This window comes from Kiloniella sp. EL199 (genome assembly GCF_900313065.1).
GTDB lineage: Bacteria > Pseudomonadota > Alphaproteobacteria > Kiloniellales > Kiloniellaceae > Kiloniella.
Genome location: NZ_OMPU01000008.1, coordinates 115833 through 134226, shown reverse-complemented (window position 1 = coordinate 134226; position 18394 = coordinate 115833). Strand labels below are relative to the sequence as shown.

The window sequence follows — 18394 nt, the reverse complement described above, 5'->3', positions numbered from 1 at the left end:
TGTCTCTAAGTAGCTTTAGCCAACTTAACCAATTCTTCCATCATCATCTTAACGCCTTTCAGGCGGCTCGCGGCATCATCCCAGGCACGTCGATAGACCAACTTGTGGTCTGGGCGAATTTTAACTGTACCAACCTGTTCTTGAATAAACATGATAAGAGCGGACGGATTTTCAAAAGTATCATTCCTAAAGGAAACAACGGCACCTTTAGGGCCAGCATCAACCTTCTCAACACCACTTTGTTTGCAAAGTCCCTTGATCAACATGACTTGTAACAGGTTTTCCACCTCTTCAGGTAAATCCCCAAAGCGGTCAATAAGTTCGGCTGCAAAACCGTCAATTTCAGATCGCTCTGTCAAGGATGATAAACGACGATAAAGTCCCAGACGCACATTCAAATCGGCGACATAACGGTCTGGAATTAAGACAGATGTGCCAATATTAATCTGCGGCGACCATACCTGATCTTCTTCACTGTTCACTTCATCACTGCGCAACGTTGCAACAGCTTCTTCCAGCATCTGTTGATAGAGTTCAACACCAACTTCCTTGATGTGGCCGGATTGCTCATCTCCGACCAGGTTCCCTGCCCCACGGATATCCATATCGTGACTGGCAAGATTAAATCCAGCGCCAAGACTATCCAGCGTTTGCATAACTTCAAGACGACGTTCAGCCGTTTTGCTCAATAACTTGCCAACAGGCAGGGTCAGATAGCAATAGCCCCGGATTTTGGAACGACCAATACGACCACGGATCTGATAAAGCTGGGCAAGACCAAACATATCGGCACGGTGAACAAGCATCGTATTAGCGCTTGGAATATCCAGACCGGATTCAATTATACTCGTCGAGAGCAAGACATCATATTGATGATCACAGAAAGCAGTCATCACATCTTCCAGATCACTCGCAGCCAGTTGTCCATGTGCAACACAGATTTTCACTTCCGGCACGAGCTTTTCCAAACGCTCTTTCAGTTCTCTCAAATCCGACAGGCGTGGACAGACATAAAAGGTCTGTCCACCACGATAGTGTTCCCGCAAAATAGCTTCACGTACAATGACCGGATCAAACGGCAGCACAAATGTACGTACAGCCAAACGATCAACCGGTGGCGTGGCAATCAGACTCATTTCCTTAACCCCGGACATTGCCATCTGCAATGTCCGGGGTATAGGTGTTGCTGTTAAGGTCAGAACATGCACATCAGAACGTAGTTCTTTCAGGCGTTCTTTCTGTTTGACGCCAAAGTGCTGTTCTTCATCGACAATCAACAAACCAAGATCAGAGAACTTCATGTTTTTCGCAAAGACAGCATGGGTTCCGACCACGATCTCAACCGTACCTTCGGCGAGGCCTTTTTTCGTTTCGGTCTGCTCTTTACTGGTCGCCAGGCGAGATAACTGCCCTATGCGTACAGGTAAACCTTTGAAACGTTCGACAAAGTTATTGTAGTGCTGACGGGCCAATAGTGTTGTCGGCACGACAACGGCTACTTGCTTGCCACTCATAACGGCAACAAAGGCTGCTCTGAGTGCAACTTCGGTTTTTCCAAAGCCAACATCACCACAAACAAGGCGGTCCATCGGTCGCCCTGATCTCAGATCTTCGAAAACATCCGCAATCGCATTAAGCTGATCTTCTGTCTCGGGATAAGGGAAACGGGCAGCAAACTCGTCGTACAAACCTTCTGGCACATCAATGGTTTCCGCTTTTCGTAAAAGTCGGTTCGCCGCAATACCTATAAGCTGGTGCGCAATTTCCCGGATACGTTCCTTAACCCGCGCTTTTTTGGCCTGCCAAGCCGCACCGCCCAAACGATCCAACTCTGCGCCACAATCTTCAGAGCCATAACGAGACAGTATTTCGATGTTTTCGACAGGCACAAAAAGCTTATCACCACCGCTATAAATAACCTTGAGGCAATCATGCGGCGCTCCGCCAACATCAACGGTTTCCAGACCAATATACTGTCCGATACCGTGTTCCATGTGGACAACAAAGTCTTTGTCCTGAAGAGAGGAAACCTCTTTTAGGAAGTTATCTGATTTACGACGCCTTTTTTGCGCACGGGCAAGGCGCTCGCCAAGAATATCTTGCTCAGTAATAAACACGACATTTGGTGTAACCACACCGCGTTCCAATCCCAACGTCAGGAATTGGACCTGCTTGCGCATTGTCTTTTTGTGAATTTTCCAATCTTTTAGAACATCAGTATTGGTCAGACCGTGTTCATGAAACATAGAAATAAGTCGATCACGAGATCCATCACTAAAACCGGTAACGATAATCTTTTTACCATTCGTTTGATGAAGCCGGATATATTCGCCGACCTCGTCAAAAACATTAACGTCTTCACGATTTCTGGCTTCGGAAAAATCTTTACCTTGCTTGCCTTCGACTTCAATCAGGTTTTCAAGATGATCAGGTAATGTAAAACCAGAAAACTGTGTGACAGGTCTTTTGGATAGAATGCCATCCCAATCTTCAACAGACAGGAACAAGCGTTGCATTGGAACAGGTTTGTAAACCCAACCTCCTTCAGCCGTATTTTCCATTGTCTGTCGGGCTTGGAAGAAATCGGTGATGGACTCGATCCGGGCATCTCTTGCTTCTGCTGCTTGACCATCCAGTGTCACGACAGCGGTTGGAAGATAATCAAACAACGTTTCCAGATCGCCATAAAAAAGCGGTAACCAGTGTTCCATTCCAGGATATTGTCGTCCTTCGGATATGGCTTCGTACAAAGGATCATCCTTTGCAACAGCACCAAAGGTTTCGCGATATCCTTTTCGGAAAGACTCGATTGTCTTTTCATCAAGAATTGCTTCACCGACAGGTTTAAGCTCCAGGCTTTGCGCATCTCCTGTTGTTCTTTGTGTCAGCGGGTCGAAATACCGCAAAGTATCCAACTCATCCCCGAAGAAATCCAGACGCAGTGGGAGCTCTTCACCCGGCGGATAGACATCAACAATCCCACCACGAATAGCGTATTCGCCCGCTTCGCTAACCGTCTCAGAACGCAGATAACCATTGGTCGAAAAGAATTTCACCAAATCTTCGTTTTTGATTTCAACGCCCGATTTGGCAACAAGAGTTCTGTTTTTGAATAACTCTCGAGGTGGAATTTTCTGAAGTGAGGCTGAGATCGTCGTAAGAACAAGGCGACCAGACTTGGATGCAGGTGTTGCCAGTAACTTAGCAAAGGCATTAATACGTGCCGCCAAAATATCTTTGTGCGGGCTCACCCGGTCATAGGGTAAACAATCCCAGGCTGGAATTTCAATAATCTCGATATCAGGTGCAAAAAAACCAACAAGTTCGGTAAGAACAGCCAGACGATTATCGTCAAGTGCAACATGTAAAACAGGCTGTGGTGCCAATTCGACAACAAGCTCAGCAAGAAGTTGGGCATCATAACCTTCGGGAGCTGATGATATCTGGTAATGATCGGCGGCTTGAAGTCGGGTTGCGAGTGTTTTCACTGTTACAATTCTTTATAATAATCGTCGTTCTGAACGTCTGAGGCTAGGCAATAGAACGTATTCAATAAGGTAATTATCGTTTGTTCGGGGTGTATTTAAAGCTTAGCAAAGCATCAAGGACTTTGTTGTGCATATTTTCCGTCGGAGCTGAATTCCCAATGATCCAGTCATAGAGGACAGGATCCGGGATTTCGAGTACACGTTCGAAAAGGTCCAGTTCTGTCGCGTCCATATTACCAACGTTTTGATCTGCAAAGGTTCCAATAATAAGATCCGCTTCTTGCGTTCCGCGATGCCAGCTTCTGAATTTAAGCTGTTTACGCCTTTTATCTAACTCAGCGTCAGCTGCCATACACATAAATCTCACCCGCTATTGAATTTTATACGCTTGTTCGTTTCGCTTGCACATTAAGCTGTGATATAGGAAACATTACTAGAACATTTAATAAACATCCGATTTAATTTCTGCAAGTTAAAGCCCGTGCGTCCAGAGATTCTCTTTCCACTCTTTACTCCAGTCTCAACTCTTCAAGGTGTTGGACCTCGGTTAAGTACGCTTTATGAAAAGCTGGCAGGCAGCCGTGTACTTGACCTTTGCTGGCATCTACCAGTGGGATTGGTTGATCGTCGCTATTCGCCAACTATTACCGATGCAATCTCTGATCGCGTTGCAACACTGAAAATCACAGTATCTCGGCACATCCCGTCCCCAAATCGCCGTAGTCCTTACCGCGTTATTTGTCATGATCACACGGGTGAGATGACATTGATCTTTTTTCATGCACGCAGTGATTATCTCATGAAACTCCTTCCTGTGGGGGAAGAGCGTATCATAAGTGGTAAGCTGGAACGCTTTGGGGATGTTCTTCAAATGGCCCATCCGGACCATATGGTGCCACTAAATGAAGAAGAAGACGTAAAAACAGTAGAACCTGTTTATCCTCTTAGCGCAGGCGTAACACTCAAACCACTTTCAAAAGCCATCAAGGCTTCTCTTGCTTTGGTTCCTGCCGTACCAGAATGGCTTGATAACTCACTAAAAGAACAGGAAAACTGGCTCGATTGGCATAGCTGTCTTCAAAAGATCCATCATCCCCAATCGGAAGATGAGCTAACAGCATTTTCACCCTATAGAAAACGATTGGCCTATGATGAGCTTTTGGCAAACCAGCTAGCGATATCCCTTGTTCGGGAACAGCAAACAGCAGCAAAGGGACGCATCATTAAGGGCGATGGATCGCTTCGTGAAAGAATGCTGGACATCCTGCCCTTCAAGTTGACCGGTTCACAGGACCAATCAATTCGGGAAATCGTTGCCGATATGGAAAGCTCTAATCGGATGCTCCGCTTGGTGCAAGGCGATGTGGGAAGCGGTAAAACAGCCGTCGCGCTCTTTCCCATGCTGGCTGCGATAGAAAGTGGTTCTCAGGCAGCTTTGATGGCGCCTACAGAAATTTTGGCACGCCAACACTATAAAACTCTACAGCCCTTTGCTGAAAAACTTGGGATTTCTATCGTCATCCTTACTGGTCGTGATAAAGGAAAAGCACGCAAAACCATTCTGGAAGGTATCGCCGATGGTACGACACAAATGGTTATTGGCACCCATGCACTTTTTCAAGATGAAATTGATTTCTCTGATCTCGCTTTGGCTGTGATTGATGAACAGCATAGATTTGGTGTTCACCAACGACTTTCCCTCGCACGAAAAGGGGCTGGTGTAGATATGTTGGTTATGACGGCGACACCTATTCCTCGTACACTTATGCTGACGGCCTATGGAGACATGGCCGTTTCCCGTCTGACAGAAAAGCCAGCCGGACGACAGCCCGTTGATACACGCACAGTTTCCGTCGAACGGATTGATGATGTTATCAATGGCGTTGCAAGATCTTTGGATCAGGGAACAAAGGTCTATTGGGTTTGCCCCTTGGTTGAAGATTCGGACAAATCTGACCTTGCTGCTGCAGAAGAAAGACATCGGGAACTAAACGAACGATTTGGCGACCGGGTTGGTTTGGTTCATGGCCGAATGAAGGGGCCTGAAAAAGACGCCGTTATGGAAAAATTTGCCAAAGGTAATGTTGATCTACTTATTGCAACGACCGTTATTGAAGTCGGTGTTGACGTTCCTCAGGCAACCATAATGGTGATTGAACATGCCGAACGCTTCGGCCTGGCACAACTCCATCAGCTTCGGGGGAGAATTGGGCGTGGTAGTGAGAAATCTACCTGTATTCTGATGTACCAGGGACCTTTGGGGGAAACCAGTAAAGCCCGCCTCAAAATCATGCGTGACAGTGACGATGGCTTTGTCATCGCCGAAGAAGATTTACGCTTGCGCGGCGCGGGGGAAGTCTTGGGAACAAGACAAAGCGGGCTACCAGAATTTAAAGTTGCTGATCTGGCCTGTCATGGTGAGTTACTGGCAACGGCGCGTAATGATGCCAAACTCATTATGGATAAAGATCCAACACTTCAAACCCCACGCGGCCAAGCTCTGCGAACACTGTTGTACCTGTTTGAGAGAGATACAGCTGTTAAATACCTAAAGTCAGGTTAACTCGCTGTACTTACGAAGCCGCCTTCCGAGACTCTTCGCCTTTATCGCCTTCCTTCACTTTTTCAGCAGAGTTTGTTTCCTGATCCGATTTGGTTGTTTGTACGGTCAGCTTTTCCTGTTCTTGCTCCGGGGTGTGATATTCGGGGGTAACAATCCCACCCGAGACAACCATCTTAATCCCCTCTTCAACAGACATTGTCAGCATTCTTGCTTCTTTGCGAGGAACAAAAAGCAAAAACCCGGATGTTGGATTAGGCGTTGTTGGCAGGAAAACATTAATTGATTCGTCTTCAGAGATATCTTTAATCAAGCGGTTTGAATCCCCGGTATAAAATCCTAATGCCCAAGATCCTGGTCGAGGATATTGGAATAATACCACCTCGCGAAATGCATTTGAATGATCCTGAAAAATCGTTTCGATAATTTGCTTGATCGCCCCATAGACTGTTCGAATAACAGGCATTTGATCCAACAAGCGCTCACTTATACGTAAGAGTGTTTTCCCAACAATTCCCGCTGTAAGAAAACCGATCAACGTCAGACTGACAAAAATAAAAAACAGGCCGAGCCCCGGTAGCGCAAAAGGAAGATATGTTTCTGGGTTCCACTTTAATGGAATATAGGGACGCACCCAGCTATCAATGAGAATAATGATTTCCCAAGCCAACCAGAATGTGAGACCTATCGGTGCCGTCACCAACATGCCACCAAAGAAATAGTTTCTCAGCTTCATAAAGACGCTTGGCTTATGATGTGCATGCGCTTCTTCTGCTGCCTTCTTGGCTTTTTCATCCTGAGTAAGCTTCTTGATTTCAGAAGGCGACAGTATGCCCCCTGAAATGACGAGCTTGATCCCCTCTTCCACTGTCATATCCAGATGATGAACATCCTGTTTGGGAATAAAAAGCAGGAAGCCTGTTGTCGGGTTTGGCGTCGCAGGTACAAAAACATTCACAACAGTATCATCTGTCAGGCTTTGTACTTCGCCTTTGGTACGTCCGGTGATGAAACCGACAACCCAGCAACCTCGATGGGGATATTCAACAAGCACGACCTCGTTAAAAGCAGATGAGTTTTGGGAAAGTACTGTTTCAAAAACCTGATGAGTCCAACTGTAAACACTCCGAACCACAGGAAGCTTTTTAACAATAGCTTCACTCGCTCGCTTCAACAGCCGCCCAATATACCCTGCAGTTAAAAAACCAATTAGGGTCAACCCGACAATAATAACAACCAAACCTAATCCGGGAACACCAAAGGGAAGATAATTTTCCGGGTTCCATTTCAGAGGAATAAGCGGGGTTACCTGACTATCGACAAAGGTAATAGCTCTCCAGGCAAGCCACAACGTTATGGTTACAGGTGCCGTTATCAAGACCCCGGCCAAAAGATAATTACTTAGCCGCTGCGCAAATGATTGCTTCAATTTCGGAGCGGCCTTCAAGCCTTTATCTTTCATATACTCAGATTCCACATAACAACTATTCAAATCATCAGAATAAATGGTAACGTCTTGTATTTATAGATTGCCTCTACATCAGAGGTTTTCAAGCATGAATATATAATCAAAAATACTTCACCACAAATATCTCTGAGTAAAATAAATTATAATCCGAAACTATAAGGACCTTTAAAAGGTGAAACCGGGACAAACTCAGATCTAAAGCAATAATCTCTGGTCTCTGGTATAAGCGTATGGAGTAAAATCCCTCCCGGTTCCAAAGTGAAATCTGACGGGCCATTTTCTCTATGGTCAAGAGCAACAGCATGCGCCGGCGATGGAGAAATAACAATCGGACAACGTTTGTCAAAATATGTTATGTGCCGATGAACGTGGCCGCATATAACCTGTTTTGCACCCTTATGTTGAGCCACTATATTCAGGAATTGTTCCGAATTACGAAGACGTTGGCGATCCATATGCCCAATGCCAGTGACAAACGGAGGGTGGTGCAACGCGATACTTACAGGTTCATTTCCCAATTCACCTAGTTCGCACTTCAACCAATCTAAAGTTTTATCTGTAAGAAGACCGTGCGGACTGCCTGTGACTAAACTATCCAGCGTAATCAAATGACAATCACCAAACTTGACATGAGCATTCAAAGGGCCTGTCTCATTAGTGAAATCAAAAGCCGTACGCATTTGTTCACGGTTATCATGATTACCTGGCAATACAAAGACAGGAAATTTAAGAGGTTTTATTAACTCCTTAAATCTTTGATATTCCTCGGCAGCCCCAAAATCTGCTAAATCTCCAGTTACAACAACGCCGTCAATTGGTCCAATATATTCGAGTAATCCATTTATTACTTTTACAGCACGTTCCAGATACTCTGCTGTATTGACGACGCCGTATGCTAGTTCTCCCTCTCGAACAATATGTGTGTCCGTAAGTTGAACAAATTTAGTTACTTTCCTCATAATTTAATCGTCTCTCAAAACAAGAATATCCTCAACCTGAATCAAAAGGCCTACTTCTTGACCTATTTCATATTTCGAGAATGGATCTGTAATAACATTGACCAACCGCTCACAAACATCAGACAGCACAATTTTTTGAGAATTCCCCAAAAATGTGCTCGAAAGCACTTTACCTTTTAGTTCAGATTCCGAAGGGGGGATTAACTTAATCGCTTCTTGACGAACATATATCTTATCGTCACTTACCGCCGATATTCCTTCCGGCAGTTGCAAGCTTCCACCCTGTAAAGAGAAAAGATTATTATTGAGTCTGCCTGATAGTTCATTGGCAGCTCCAACAAACCTGGCAACAAATGCGTTATCGGGCGCTGTATACAGTTTTCTTGGGTCATCAATTTGTAATACGTGCCCCTTTTGCATGACAGCAACCCTGTCAGCAATTGCCATGGCTTCGGCCTGATCATGAGTCACAAATACTGTCGTAATCGATAAAGACCGAAGCAAAATAGCAAGCTCATCCCGTAACTGATCTCTCAGGCCTGCATCAAGCGCTGATAAAGGTTCGTCAAGAAGTAAGATTTTCGGTTGAGGTGCGACTGCTCGTGCAAGCGCAACGCGTTGTCTTTGTCCACCTGAGAGTGCCTTGATATTTCTCTCGCCTAAACCTTCCAATTGGCATAATGCCATGACTTCATCTACTCTATCGCGAATTTTCTCAGTGGAAATCTTTTTAATTTTAAGGCCATAGCCAATATTTTCACGAACCGACATATTGGGAAACAGAGCATAAGACTGAAAGACCATTCCAACTGATCTTTTTTCGATAGGAATAGAAGTAACATCACTATCATCAAAAAAAACCTTTCCTGTTTCATCAGGACTTTCAAGTCCGGCTATAATACGTAACATCGTTGTTTTGCCGCACCCCGAAGGACCAAGCAGAGCCAATATCTCTCCAGGTGATACGTTTATGCTAGTCGGAGACAACGCACGCGTCCCGTCAGGAAAGGTTTTGGAACAAGATTTTAACTGAATTTGTGTGCCGCTCATCGGCTTTCTCCAATTTTTTGCGTACGTGTCGATAGCCATTGCAGAGCAACCAATAGAGGAACAATCATTATGAAAAACACCAACGTATATGCAGACGCAATTTCAAGTCTCATCGATGCATAGCTATCCGCTAAACCAACAGGTAGTGTTTTGGTTAAAGGTGTATGCAACATCCACGTTAGGTTAAATTCACCAATTGATAGTGTCACTACAGTTAATGAACCTGCCAAAATTCCGGGTAATGCATTTGGGACTGCAATATCTTTGAATCTTTGCCAAGAAGAAGCCCCGAGTGAACTGGCCCCCTCTTCAAGCGCTTTAAGATCAATTGCTGTGAAAATTGCCAATACAGACCTAATCATAAAAGGCAGAGTGTAGAGAACATGGCCCGTTAAAATGAACCAGGATGACAACCTAAATCCACTCATAGTTCCGTATAGCTGTAACAGGGCTAATGCCAATGCCAACCCTGGTATTGACAACGGTAAGGATACAAACTCTTCAAGTATTCTCGCAAAACGTGGTTTCATCTGATTCAAGGCATAAGCAGCCGGAATACCAATAATCAAAGTAAAAAAAAGGCAAGCAATAGCCAGAATGATAGAGCGTCCAATACTATCTGCATATAATTCCCAAACTTCTATAATCCACTTGATGGTAAGACCGCTTGAGATGCCTTTAAAATAATTGGCTGTAAAACCAGCCATGATCGACATAACAGCAGGAACAAGCAAGAAAGCACAGGCTAATAACGTTACGGCGAGTTGAAAGGTAAAACTTGGAGATATATTTCTCATTTTATTACCCCGCTGCAGCAACATTATTACCAGTCAACGATCGACTGAATATCAATAAAATCCATGTAACAAGTCCGAGTACAACCGAAAGGGCACATGACATCGCAATGTTGGCTGACAAAGTAAATTCAGTGTAAATAATCATAGGCAAGACATCTATGTTTGTTGCCAGAGTAAACGCTGTACCAAACGCCCCCATAGCCGTAGCAAAAGCAATCGCACCAGAGGCAATTAAAGCAGGTGTTAGCGCTGGTAAAATGACATCTCGTAGTACTTTTGTCGGCGAAGCACCAAGAGAGCGTGCAGCTTCTTCAAGCGACAAATCCAACTTTTCTGCCGCGGCCATTACTGTTAGCAAAACTCGTGGGATGGAAAAATAAAGGTATCCTAAAAACAGACCGGTCATCGAATAGGCAAAAATCACCCGTGTATCAAAAAGATTTTGTGCCAGCATATTGGTCAGGCCTTGCCTCCCCCCCAGAAGTATAATGAGAAAACCAATAACAACACCGGGAAATGCAAGAGGGAAAGTAAGGACTGCAATCAGTACTCTGTGACCCGGGAAGTGATTTCGTACGAGGAAAAGACCTGCTGTTGTGGAAATAAATAAAGCTGCAATTGTTACCGCTATTGACAGCAGTACAGTATAAAGCAGGCTATTCATGTAACGTGCATTCGTCAGTATTTCCAGATAGATACCGAACCCTAATTCAGAATCAATTGATGCAAAAAGCAGTCTCACCAATGGCAGTGCTAAAAATGCAAATGAAAAAGCAGCCAAAGGTAGCAAGCAAGAAATAAAGAAATATCGTGAGTTCATGGCTAATCCGGTAAACAGAAGAAAAAGGGAAGCAACAAAAGCTGCTTCCCCCAAAAAAAGTGCATCAGTATCTACTTCACTTCTTCAAGATACCTATTACCAAAGCTCTTCTGAACTTTTTCCATTTTGGCATAATCAACAGGCTTTGCCCGCTCATATTCACTATCTGGCAAGAATTTGGCAGCAATTTCAGGAGCCAGTTTAACTGGACGAGCCGGTTTCAAATAAGCATTTGTCCAAATCGCTTGTCCTTCATCAGAAAGAATATAATCGAGAACTTTCTTACCAACAGCTGGTTTAGGACCATTTTTAACAAGACTCATAACATAGGGAACAACAACAGTTCCTTCACAGGGGATGACAAATTCAAAGTTACCATCTTCTGTATACTTTGCACGATAAGCGTTGAAATCGTAATCGAATAGAATTGGAATTTCCCCAGATACGACGCGCGCATACGATGTTTGCTTAGGCACTATCGGGTTATTGTCAGCAAGATCCTTGAAAAACGAAATTGCAGGATCAAAATTATCCAGATCACCACCAAAAGCTCTATTGACTGCTACAGCACCTGCATAACCAACAAAAGCACTTGATGGGTCCAGATACCCAACCATACCGTTGTATTCTTTTTTCTTCAGATCAGCGAAGCAAGCAGGAACAGGTGCACCACCCAAAGCATCTTTGTTTACAAACATACCCAGTGTACCATAATGGATTGTCACCCATTTTCCATCCGGATCTTTCAAACCATCGGCAACGTCATCAAAACCTTTTGGTTTATAGGCAGCCGCAACATCTTCTTGAGCAGCTTTGATTCCTGAAGTCACACCATAATAAGCAACATCTGCAACAGGAGAGTCTTTCTCTGCAATAAGCTGGCTCAGGGTTTGACCAGAATTTTTATTATCGTGTGGCATCTGTACATCGATGTTTTTGTCGATAGCTTCCAGCATGCTTTTCCAGTCAGCCCATTGAGGGGGACAATTGTAACAGATTGAATCCTCAGCTTGTGTCGGTGTTATTGCAAGAAATGTTGCCGCAACTGCGGCACCTAGTATATATTTCATTTGTCTGCTCGCTTCGTTTGAGATGATTTCATTTGCAGTGATGAAGACGGCCGATGCTCAGGGGACAGCCTGTGCATCGGCACATTCGTCTGGTTGAATGTTAGGCTTTGACCAGAACGAAATTCAAAGGGAAGCATCACCGACTGGTGCGTGACCTTCCTGTTATTTTTAATCGCATCAATAACGAGAGCTGTTGCTCTTCGACCCATTTCCCGATTTGGTGTAAAAACAGTCGCGATAGTCGGGTGAACCAGACTAGTCAGCGCAATTCCATCAAATCCAACAATACTAACCTCTTCAGGAATTTTTTTACCCAGAGAACGAAGGGCCCTGACACTAGCCAGAGCCAACATATCATTTGATGCAAATATAGCGCTGACATCAGGCCTTTTAATAAACAATCTGGAAAGAGAATCTTCCAGATTGTCCGGTTCATAATTGACTTCAACCAAATCTGGCTTCGCAATTCCTGAAAGGCGTGTAGCCTCGCAAAGGCCTGAGTAACGTTGCCGAGATCGATCTGATGAGGTCATCTGCACAGCCAGAAATGCAATATCCTTGTGACCAAGCTTAATGAGCCTTTCCCCGACATTTTGTGCGGCAAGTGCATTATCAATACAAACTGCCGGGCTATCGGGATTTCTTGATTGATTAAATATCAAACAATATGGAACAGAATCTTGTTCCAAGCGCTCAATTGCCAGGCTATTTTCGACATCACTAACAGTTAACACAACGCCATCAATTTGATGTGCCATAAGGGTTTCCAGGCTTTTAAGCTCTTGTTCGGAATCATAATTCGCAAATCCCAGCAAAATCCTGTACCCGGATTCTGCTGCAGATGCCTGAATACCTTCTACTGCATCAGCAAAAACCGGATTTGAAATAGTCGGAATAATAACAGCAAGTGTTTTTGATGACTGACGTTGAAGAGATCGACCAACTTCATTGAATTCAAAATTAAGTGTTTCTGCTGCTTCAAGGACTCGTTTCTTGTTTTCCAGACTTGAAGGACCTGATTGATTTAGAACACGAGAAACAGTGGCAATACTGCACCCTGCCAATCGCGCTACATCTCTTATCGTTACCTTCTTCATCACACTATATCCAAATCGTGGAAACGTTTCCATTTGATTTCGGCGTTAAGCTATCAAAGTACTGTAACAGAAATATTTCAACTGTATATTTTTATAGAGACAAATAAATCAAAAAAAACAACTCAAATAATTACACAATGTTTGTAAATAGTTATACATGTTTTTTGATTTAAATATTCAGAAACATGCGATCATGTCATCATGAAAAATCGCTGTATGATTGAACAAAAATCTATTTAAAATGGAATTTTTCCTGAACTCTCAATCATATGGTGCGCCCTAGGGTACGTTATTAGAACCTGTAGGGACACCAATCTTGCTATTATTTCGATGCCTGTACCTTATTTAAGCTGCTGCTCTTGGCAGTTTAGAGCAAGTTAAAAGCTCGACACTGCCATAAACATTAACTTTTGAAAGACACCCCACTGGTTCGGGAATTTCCGTTTTAATCAGTCATTTTTGTATTTATTTTCTTCCCGTTTTTTACCTCAGGACAAACACAATTGTTCCCTTTACGTTCTTTTTTTTGCGTGTTACGCTGGGTAAAAAATGGACACTATGACCAAAAACAACCCGGAAAAGACGATATGTATCATAATGAATCCAGTGCAGAATTTTTATCCCTGCGAGAAAAGGCTGGCCTCTCGATTGACGAGACAGCAAATCTTATTGGCAGGACGGCACGCACTGTCAGGAGATATGAAGCGAAAGACAAAACACAATCTGAACCTCCGGTTCTGGTTATTGAGAAATTAAGAGACTACATCGAGAAAAGATGTAGACAAGATGAAACATCTGAAAAAAAGTTTCGCTTTATTGATTTGTTTGCAGGCATTGGTGGATTGAGAATTCCTTTCGAGGAACTGGATGGTCAATGTGTTTTCACGGCTGAATGGGACAGGTTTGCCAGGGAGACTTATGCAGCTAATTTCAAAGATGATGAAAGCCATCAATTTGCGGGAGACATAAGACCATATGCAGAAAACCCCGAATTGATACCACAACATGACGTTTTGCTTGCAGGGTTTCCATGTCAGCCTTTTTCAATCGCCGGTGTGTCAAAGAAAAACTCTCTTGGTAAACCTCATGGCTTTATGTGCGACACTCAGGGTACCCTGTTTTATGACCTTGCAAAAATTATTGAGCATCATAAACCATCTGTCTTTTTGCTTGAAAATGTTAAAAACCTTGAACGCCACGATGGTGGTCGTACCTTTAAAACAATTATGCATGTTTTGGAAAAAGAACTCGGGTATGAAGTTCATAAAAAAGTTATAAGCTCTCATCCATGGGTTCCACAGAAACGGGAGAGAATTTTTATTGTGGGTTTCAGGAGTCGGTCCTTGTTTGATTTTGATGATTTTGAAATCCCCGAAACAGACCAGCCTGTACTTGGCGATATACTGGACTCTGACATACCTGATAAATATACATTGACAGAAAAACTCTGGGCATATTTGCAAAATTACAAGAAGAAGCACCAAAAAGCTGGTAATGGATTCGGTTTTTCGCTTTTTAACTCAAACGATGTCACAAGAACCTTATCGGCACGATATTACAAGGATGGTTCTGAAATCCTGATTAATCAGGGAAAGAAGAGGCCTCGTAGATTAACACCCAGAGAATGCGCACGCCTTATGGGTTTTGACAAACCTGATAGTTCGGATTTTATTATCCCGGTTTCAGATACCCAGGCATACAGACAGTTCGGGAATGCTGTTGTTGTTCCTGTCGTTCGTGATGTGGCTCAGCTTATGAAACCACATATTGAGAAAGCACTTGCTGTTCAAGACCAAGAACAGTTTCAGCAAGAGCTTCAATTAAGGAAAAAGCGTGCCTGACGTCGTCTCTCCAGAAGTTCGTAGCCGGATGATGTCCGGTATACGTTCAAAAAACACAAAACTGGAGCTTGTTATCCGAAGTGGCCTGCATAAAAGAGGCTTTAGATATCGCATCCATAAAAAAGATTTCCCTGGAAAACCGGATCTGGTGTTTAGAAAATATAATGCTGTTATATTTGTTCACGGGTGTTTTTGGCATAAACACGATTGCCATCTTTTTAAATGGCCCAAAAGCCGGGAGGAGTTCTGGAGAGCAAAAATACTGGGTAACGTTAAACGCGATAGAATTGTCGAGGAACAAATACTATCGGCGGGGTGGAGAATCGGGATAATATGGGAGTGCGCACTGAAAGGTAAAACCCGTCTTTCTCTAGATGATATTCTGGATGAATGCGAAACATGGCTATCGGGAAAAGCGCAAAAGATGGAAATAAGAGGGCAATGAAACAGGGATACCTTTCACAATACTTCACCGGAGCAGGAACCAAGATTCTGACCCGTGTCGATGCAACTGCACAATCCAACCAGCATGAAATTGGTGATGGGCCAACCAGCATGAAATTGGTGATGGGCAACAGGGTGAAGCCCTGATGCGCGTTTTGGGTAATATCGAACGCAAGGGCAATAATCGTTTTGTTGCAAAATATATATGGCTTCTGGATGAACAGGAGACTATCACAGAAGACGGCTTTCTTTCTTGGTATGACACAAGAGCTAACCAATCTCATCGCAGCGCGGAATGGCGACTTTACTATCAAACTAATGCTGTAACTGAATTGATGAATGAAGGCGATCGACTTTTCATTGCGAGGCAAAGGGATGAGACAATCCTGTTTATTGTGACACCGGCACATAATTCCATCGAAAGCGGCTTGCTATGGCTCTTTGGGTTAAATTTGCAGAGCAAGTTGCCCTTTGGTGCACAGGAGATAACCAAAGCAGATGACACAAAACTGGATTTTACTGCACGCTTTATTCTGGATGAAATAGGTGTTGAATTTGAAGATCCGAATGCCAATACGCTTGATTCAATTATTGAAAGATTTGAAAATCAATTTCCATCAACCAAAGCATTTTCTGATCTGGCGCGACTTACACTTCCTGAACTTGATGCAAGGGATGATCCGGATATTGCCTTGCTGACATGGCTGGATCATGAAGAAGCCATGTTCAGGCGCCTTGAAAAGAAGATTGTTTCTAACGATATATCCAAAGGCTGGATGAAGGGCGGTGAGGCAGATGTGGACTCATTTATAAAATACTCGCTGAGCGTCCAGAACCGAAGAAAATCACGGATGGGGCATTCGTTTCAAAACCACCTCGGAGCTGTCTTTGATGCATTTGAGGTACGATATGATCCTCAGATCATTACTGAAAATGGAAAAAAACCGGACTTTATCTTTCCGGGTAAAACTGAATATGAAGATGTATTTTTTGATACAGGACTTCTGACAATGTTGGCAGCAAAGTCATCCTGTAAGGACAGGTGGTCACAAATTTTACCGGAAGCCAAAAAGATCAAACAAAAACATCTTGTCACGCTGGAACCGGCTATTTCGGAAGCACAAACTGCAATAATGAAACAGACTGATGTTCAGTTAATTGTTCCGGGGCAAATAAGAAAAAGCTACACAGCTTCACAACAGGAATGGATATGGTCGATTAATGACTTTGTAAAACTTATTTTGGAACGACAGAAATAGTACGAGACTACTCACATATCTTCCCATTCAATATGAATTTCACCAGCCAGTGTTTTGATTGCTTTCACTAGTGCTTCTCCCGCGTGGTTCTTTTGTATGCGCCCATTTAGCTCCTTGAAAATATGTTTTTGTGCCCGCCAGTTCATCAAGTTCAACCATATTGATATTCAAATCATAGGCGCGTTGACGAATGTCATCGATAATGGCGTGCCCGGTTTTCTTATAGAACGGCTTATTCCGACGAAATCCTGTATATTTTACTCTGCGCTTGACCTGCTCCCATGTTGCTACGTTTAAAGCTTCCAGAATTTCCTCTCGCGAAGCTGCCGGGTATAGTCTCCGCAGTTTTAAGTTGTCTGCTGCTGTCTAGGGTCAGGACTCATGCTTTGAGATAGAATATGACGGAAGCCGCAATGCAAAATAGCCGAGAAGAAAGTATGCGCACACTTGCCATATCGTGTTGTAATTCTTCTCCAGTCTTTGAGTTTAGCAAACATGTTTTCAACTTTATGTCTTTGTTTGTAAAGTTTCTTTGAATAACGATGCTTGATCTTTCTGTTTGAGCGCGGCGGGATACAGGGCGTTATTTTCTTTGCCCTGAGAGCTTCGCGGAACTCATCACTGTCATAACCCTTGTCCCCAGTTTTTTTTGCCAGTGCGTTCCATTTGTAGCGTATACGGTCAGATGCAGTTATTCCTTTTAGGGCGAAATCAAGACTCATTATTATGTTTTATTATGTTTTATTATGTTTTTTTACTCTGTCTGCACTTTCTATCAAATCAGGAATAGTTTCAGATTCACGTCCTCTAGAGGTGCATACAACAATTGAACATTATTATTGTTTAAGATCAACTTCTTGCATGAAAACATGTGGTGCGGCAAAGAGGACTTGAACCTCCACTCCCAGAAGGGAACTAGCACCTGAAGCTAGCGCGTCTACCAATTCCGCCATTGCCGCATCGTTATCAAAACTCCTGCCTGTGTATATGTGTCTCAAGTAAGCAATTAACTTTGAAAACCAAAATTGCCAGAGAAAACAGGAGAGCTAAGAGTGTTTTAGTGAGCAACAACATTCCAAATTTGGTGCGGTCGAGAGGACTTGAACCTCCACGGGCTATTAGCCCATAACGACCTCAACGTTACGCGTCTACCAATTCCGCCACGACCGCATCGCTATTGCTGATGGCGATATATACTGATCCACTCAGAAAGGGCAAACGAAAAATTTCAAAAAGATGAAATTTATTGTGGATAAATCAAAAGCCAGTAAATCCAAATACCTTTGTGCATAACCACAAATCTTTTCAATCTACTCACTATTTCCAGTCAACAAATTATTTATAGTAACGATCTGTTAAACATCGTTAATTTTTGATCATTTAAGTATCATTTTGAACACAGAAACATCACAACCATTTCTTTGTTTGTTTTGATATGTTTTGGGAAACACCCCGGAACGAGACATTGGCCATACCGTGCCTGTTCATGGTAACCCCCATTTGGCCGTCCCCCTGTTTTGCTCCGGGGTGTTTTCTATTCC

The 18394-nt window shown here is 43.4% G+C and carries 15 protein-coding genes, 2 tRNA genes and 1 pseudogene; 5 read left to right on the top strand and 13 right to left on the bottom strand.

Annotation, left to right across the window (positions count from 1 at the left end):
- Positions 1-5: 5 nt before the first annotated feature.
- Together mfd and D9A03_RS07135 are read right to left on the bottom strand one after the other, a co-directional pair.
- A complete protein-coding gene (gene mfd, locus D9A03_RS07140) occupies positions 6-3488 on the bottom strand; it encodes a transcription-repair coupling factor (protein ID WP_120496520.1) in 3483 nt (1160 codons plus the stop codon).
- A 73-nt stretch (positions 3489-3561) separates the two neighbouring features.
- Positions 3562-3840, bottom strand: coding sequence for a succinate dehydrogenase assembly factor 2 (locus D9A03_RS07135; RefSeq protein WP_162938015.1), 279 nt, complete (start codon positions 3838-3840; stop codon positions 3562-3564).
- Positions 3841-3969: 129 nt separating this feature from the next.
- On the opposite strand from D9A03_RS07135, the gene recG reads away from it, so the two are divergent.
- Positions 3970-6051 carry an ATP-dependent DNA helicase RecG gene (gene recG, locus D9A03_RS07130; RefSeq protein WP_120496518.1) on the top strand — a complete coding sequence of 694 codons (2082 nt, stop codon included), beginning with the start codon at positions 3970-3972 and terminating at the stop codon, positions 6049-6051.
- 10 nt (positions 6052-6061) lie between these two features.
- Here the strand turns inward: recG and D9A03_RS19850 are convergent, their stop codons facing one another.
- The 7 genes from D9A03_RS19850 to D9A03_RS07090 form a co-directional block, all read right to left on the bottom strand.
- A complete protein-coding gene (locus tag D9A03_RS19850; protein WP_216825407.1) occupies positions 6062-7510 on the bottom strand; it encodes a DUF502 domain-containing protein in 1449 nt (482 codons plus the stop codon).
- Between the two features lie 146 nt (positions 7511-7656).
- Positions 7657-8475 carry a phosphodiesterase gene (locus D9A03_RS07115; protein ID WP_120496517.1) on the bottom strand — a complete coding sequence of 273 codons (819 nt, stop codon included), beginning with the start codon at positions 8473-8475 and terminating at the stop codon, positions 7657-7659.
- Between the two features lie 3 nt (positions 8476-8478).
- Positions 8479-9525: an ABC transporter ATP-binding protein gene (locus D9A03_RS07110; protein WP_120496516.1), complete on the bottom strand. Its 1047-nt coding sequence runs from the start codon at positions 9523-9525 to the stop codon at positions 8479-8481.
- Positions 9522-10322 carry an ABC transporter permease gene (locus D9A03_RS07105; RefSeq protein ID WP_120496753.1) on the bottom strand — a complete coding sequence of 267 codons (801 nt, stop codon included), beginning with the start codon at positions 10320-10322 and terminating at the stop codon, positions 9522-9524. The genes D9A03_RS07110 and D9A03_RS07105 overlap by 4 nt, the downstream gene beginning before the upstream one ends.
- 4 nt (positions 10323-10326) lie before the next feature.
- Positions 10327-11142 carry an ABC transporter permease gene (locus D9A03_RS07100; protein ID WP_120496752.1) on the bottom strand — a complete coding sequence of 272 codons (816 nt, stop codon included), beginning with the start codon at positions 11140-11142 and terminating at the stop codon, positions 10327-10329.
- A 71-nt stretch (positions 11143-11213) separates the two neighbouring features.
- A complete protein-coding gene (locus tag D9A03_RS07095; RefSeq protein WP_120496515.1) occupies positions 11214-12212 on the bottom strand; it encodes an ABC transporter substrate-binding protein in 999 nt (332 codons plus the stop codon).
- Positions 12209-13309 (bottom strand): LacI family DNA-binding transcriptional regulator, encoded by a 1101-nt coding sequence (locus tag D9A03_RS07090; protein ID WP_162938014.1) that lies wholly within the window; start codon positions 13307-13309, stop codon positions 12209-12211. The genes D9A03_RS07095 and D9A03_RS07090 overlap by 4 nt, the downstream gene beginning before the upstream one ends.
- Before the next feature lie 587 nt (positions 13310-13896).
- On the opposite strand from D9A03_RS07090, the gene dcm reads away from it, so the two are divergent.
- Genes dcm through D9A03_RS07075 form a run of 4 tightly spaced genes read left to right on the top strand, consistent with a single transcriptional unit; the run spans position 13897 to position 16853 of the window.
- Complete coding sequence (dcm, locus tag D9A03_RS07085) at positions 13897-15150, top strand: DNA (cytosine-5-)-methyltransferase (protein ID WP_120496513.1); 1254 nt, start codon at positions 13897-13899, stop codon at positions 15148-15150.
- The gene (locus tag D9A03_RS07080) at positions 15143-15595 is read left to right on the top strand and encodes a very short patch repair endonuclease (protein WP_120496512.1); all 453 of its coding nucleotides are present in this window, start codon (positions 15143-15145) and stop codon (positions 15593-15595) included. The genes dcm and D9A03_RS07080 overlap by 8 nt, the downstream gene beginning before the upstream one ends.
- A complete protein-coding gene (locus tag D9A03_RS19750) occupies positions 15592-15741 on the top strand; it encodes a hypothetical protein (RefSeq protein WP_162938013.1) in 150 nt (49 codons plus the stop codon). Before D9A03_RS07080 ends, D9A03_RS19750 begins: the two co-directional genes overlap by 4 nt.
- Positions 15741-16853 (top strand): type II restriction endonuclease, encoded by a 1113-nt coding sequence (locus D9A03_RS07075; RefSeq protein ID WP_120496511.1) that lies wholly within the window; start codon positions 15741-15743, stop codon positions 16851-16853. The genes D9A03_RS19750 and D9A03_RS07075 overlap by 1 nt, the downstream gene beginning before the upstream one ends.
- A gap of 11 nt (positions 16854-16864) precedes the next feature.
- Here D9A03_RS07075 and D9A03_RS20185 read toward each other — a convergent pair whose 3' ends face one another.
- The 4 genes and pseudogenes from D9A03_RS20185 to D9A03_RS07060 form a co-directional block, all read right to left on the bottom strand.
- Complete coding sequence (locus D9A03_RS20185; RefSeq protein ID WP_256386290.1) at positions 16865-16999, bottom strand: hypothetical protein; 135 nt, start codon at positions 16997-16999, stop codon at positions 16865-16867.
- Between the two features lie 233 nt (positions 17000-17232).
- Positions 17233-17494, bottom strand: a pseudogene (locus tag D9A03_RS07070) (transposase); the annotation flags it as partial.
- 231 nt (positions 17495-17725) lie between these two features.
- A tRNA-Leu gene (locus D9A03_RS07065) sits at positions 17726-17812 on the bottom strand.
- Between the two features lie 123 nt (positions 17813-17935).
- Positions 17936-18023: transfer RNA gene (locus D9A03_RS07060), tRNA-Leu, on the bottom strand.
- Positions 18024-18394: the final 371 nt, after the last annotated feature.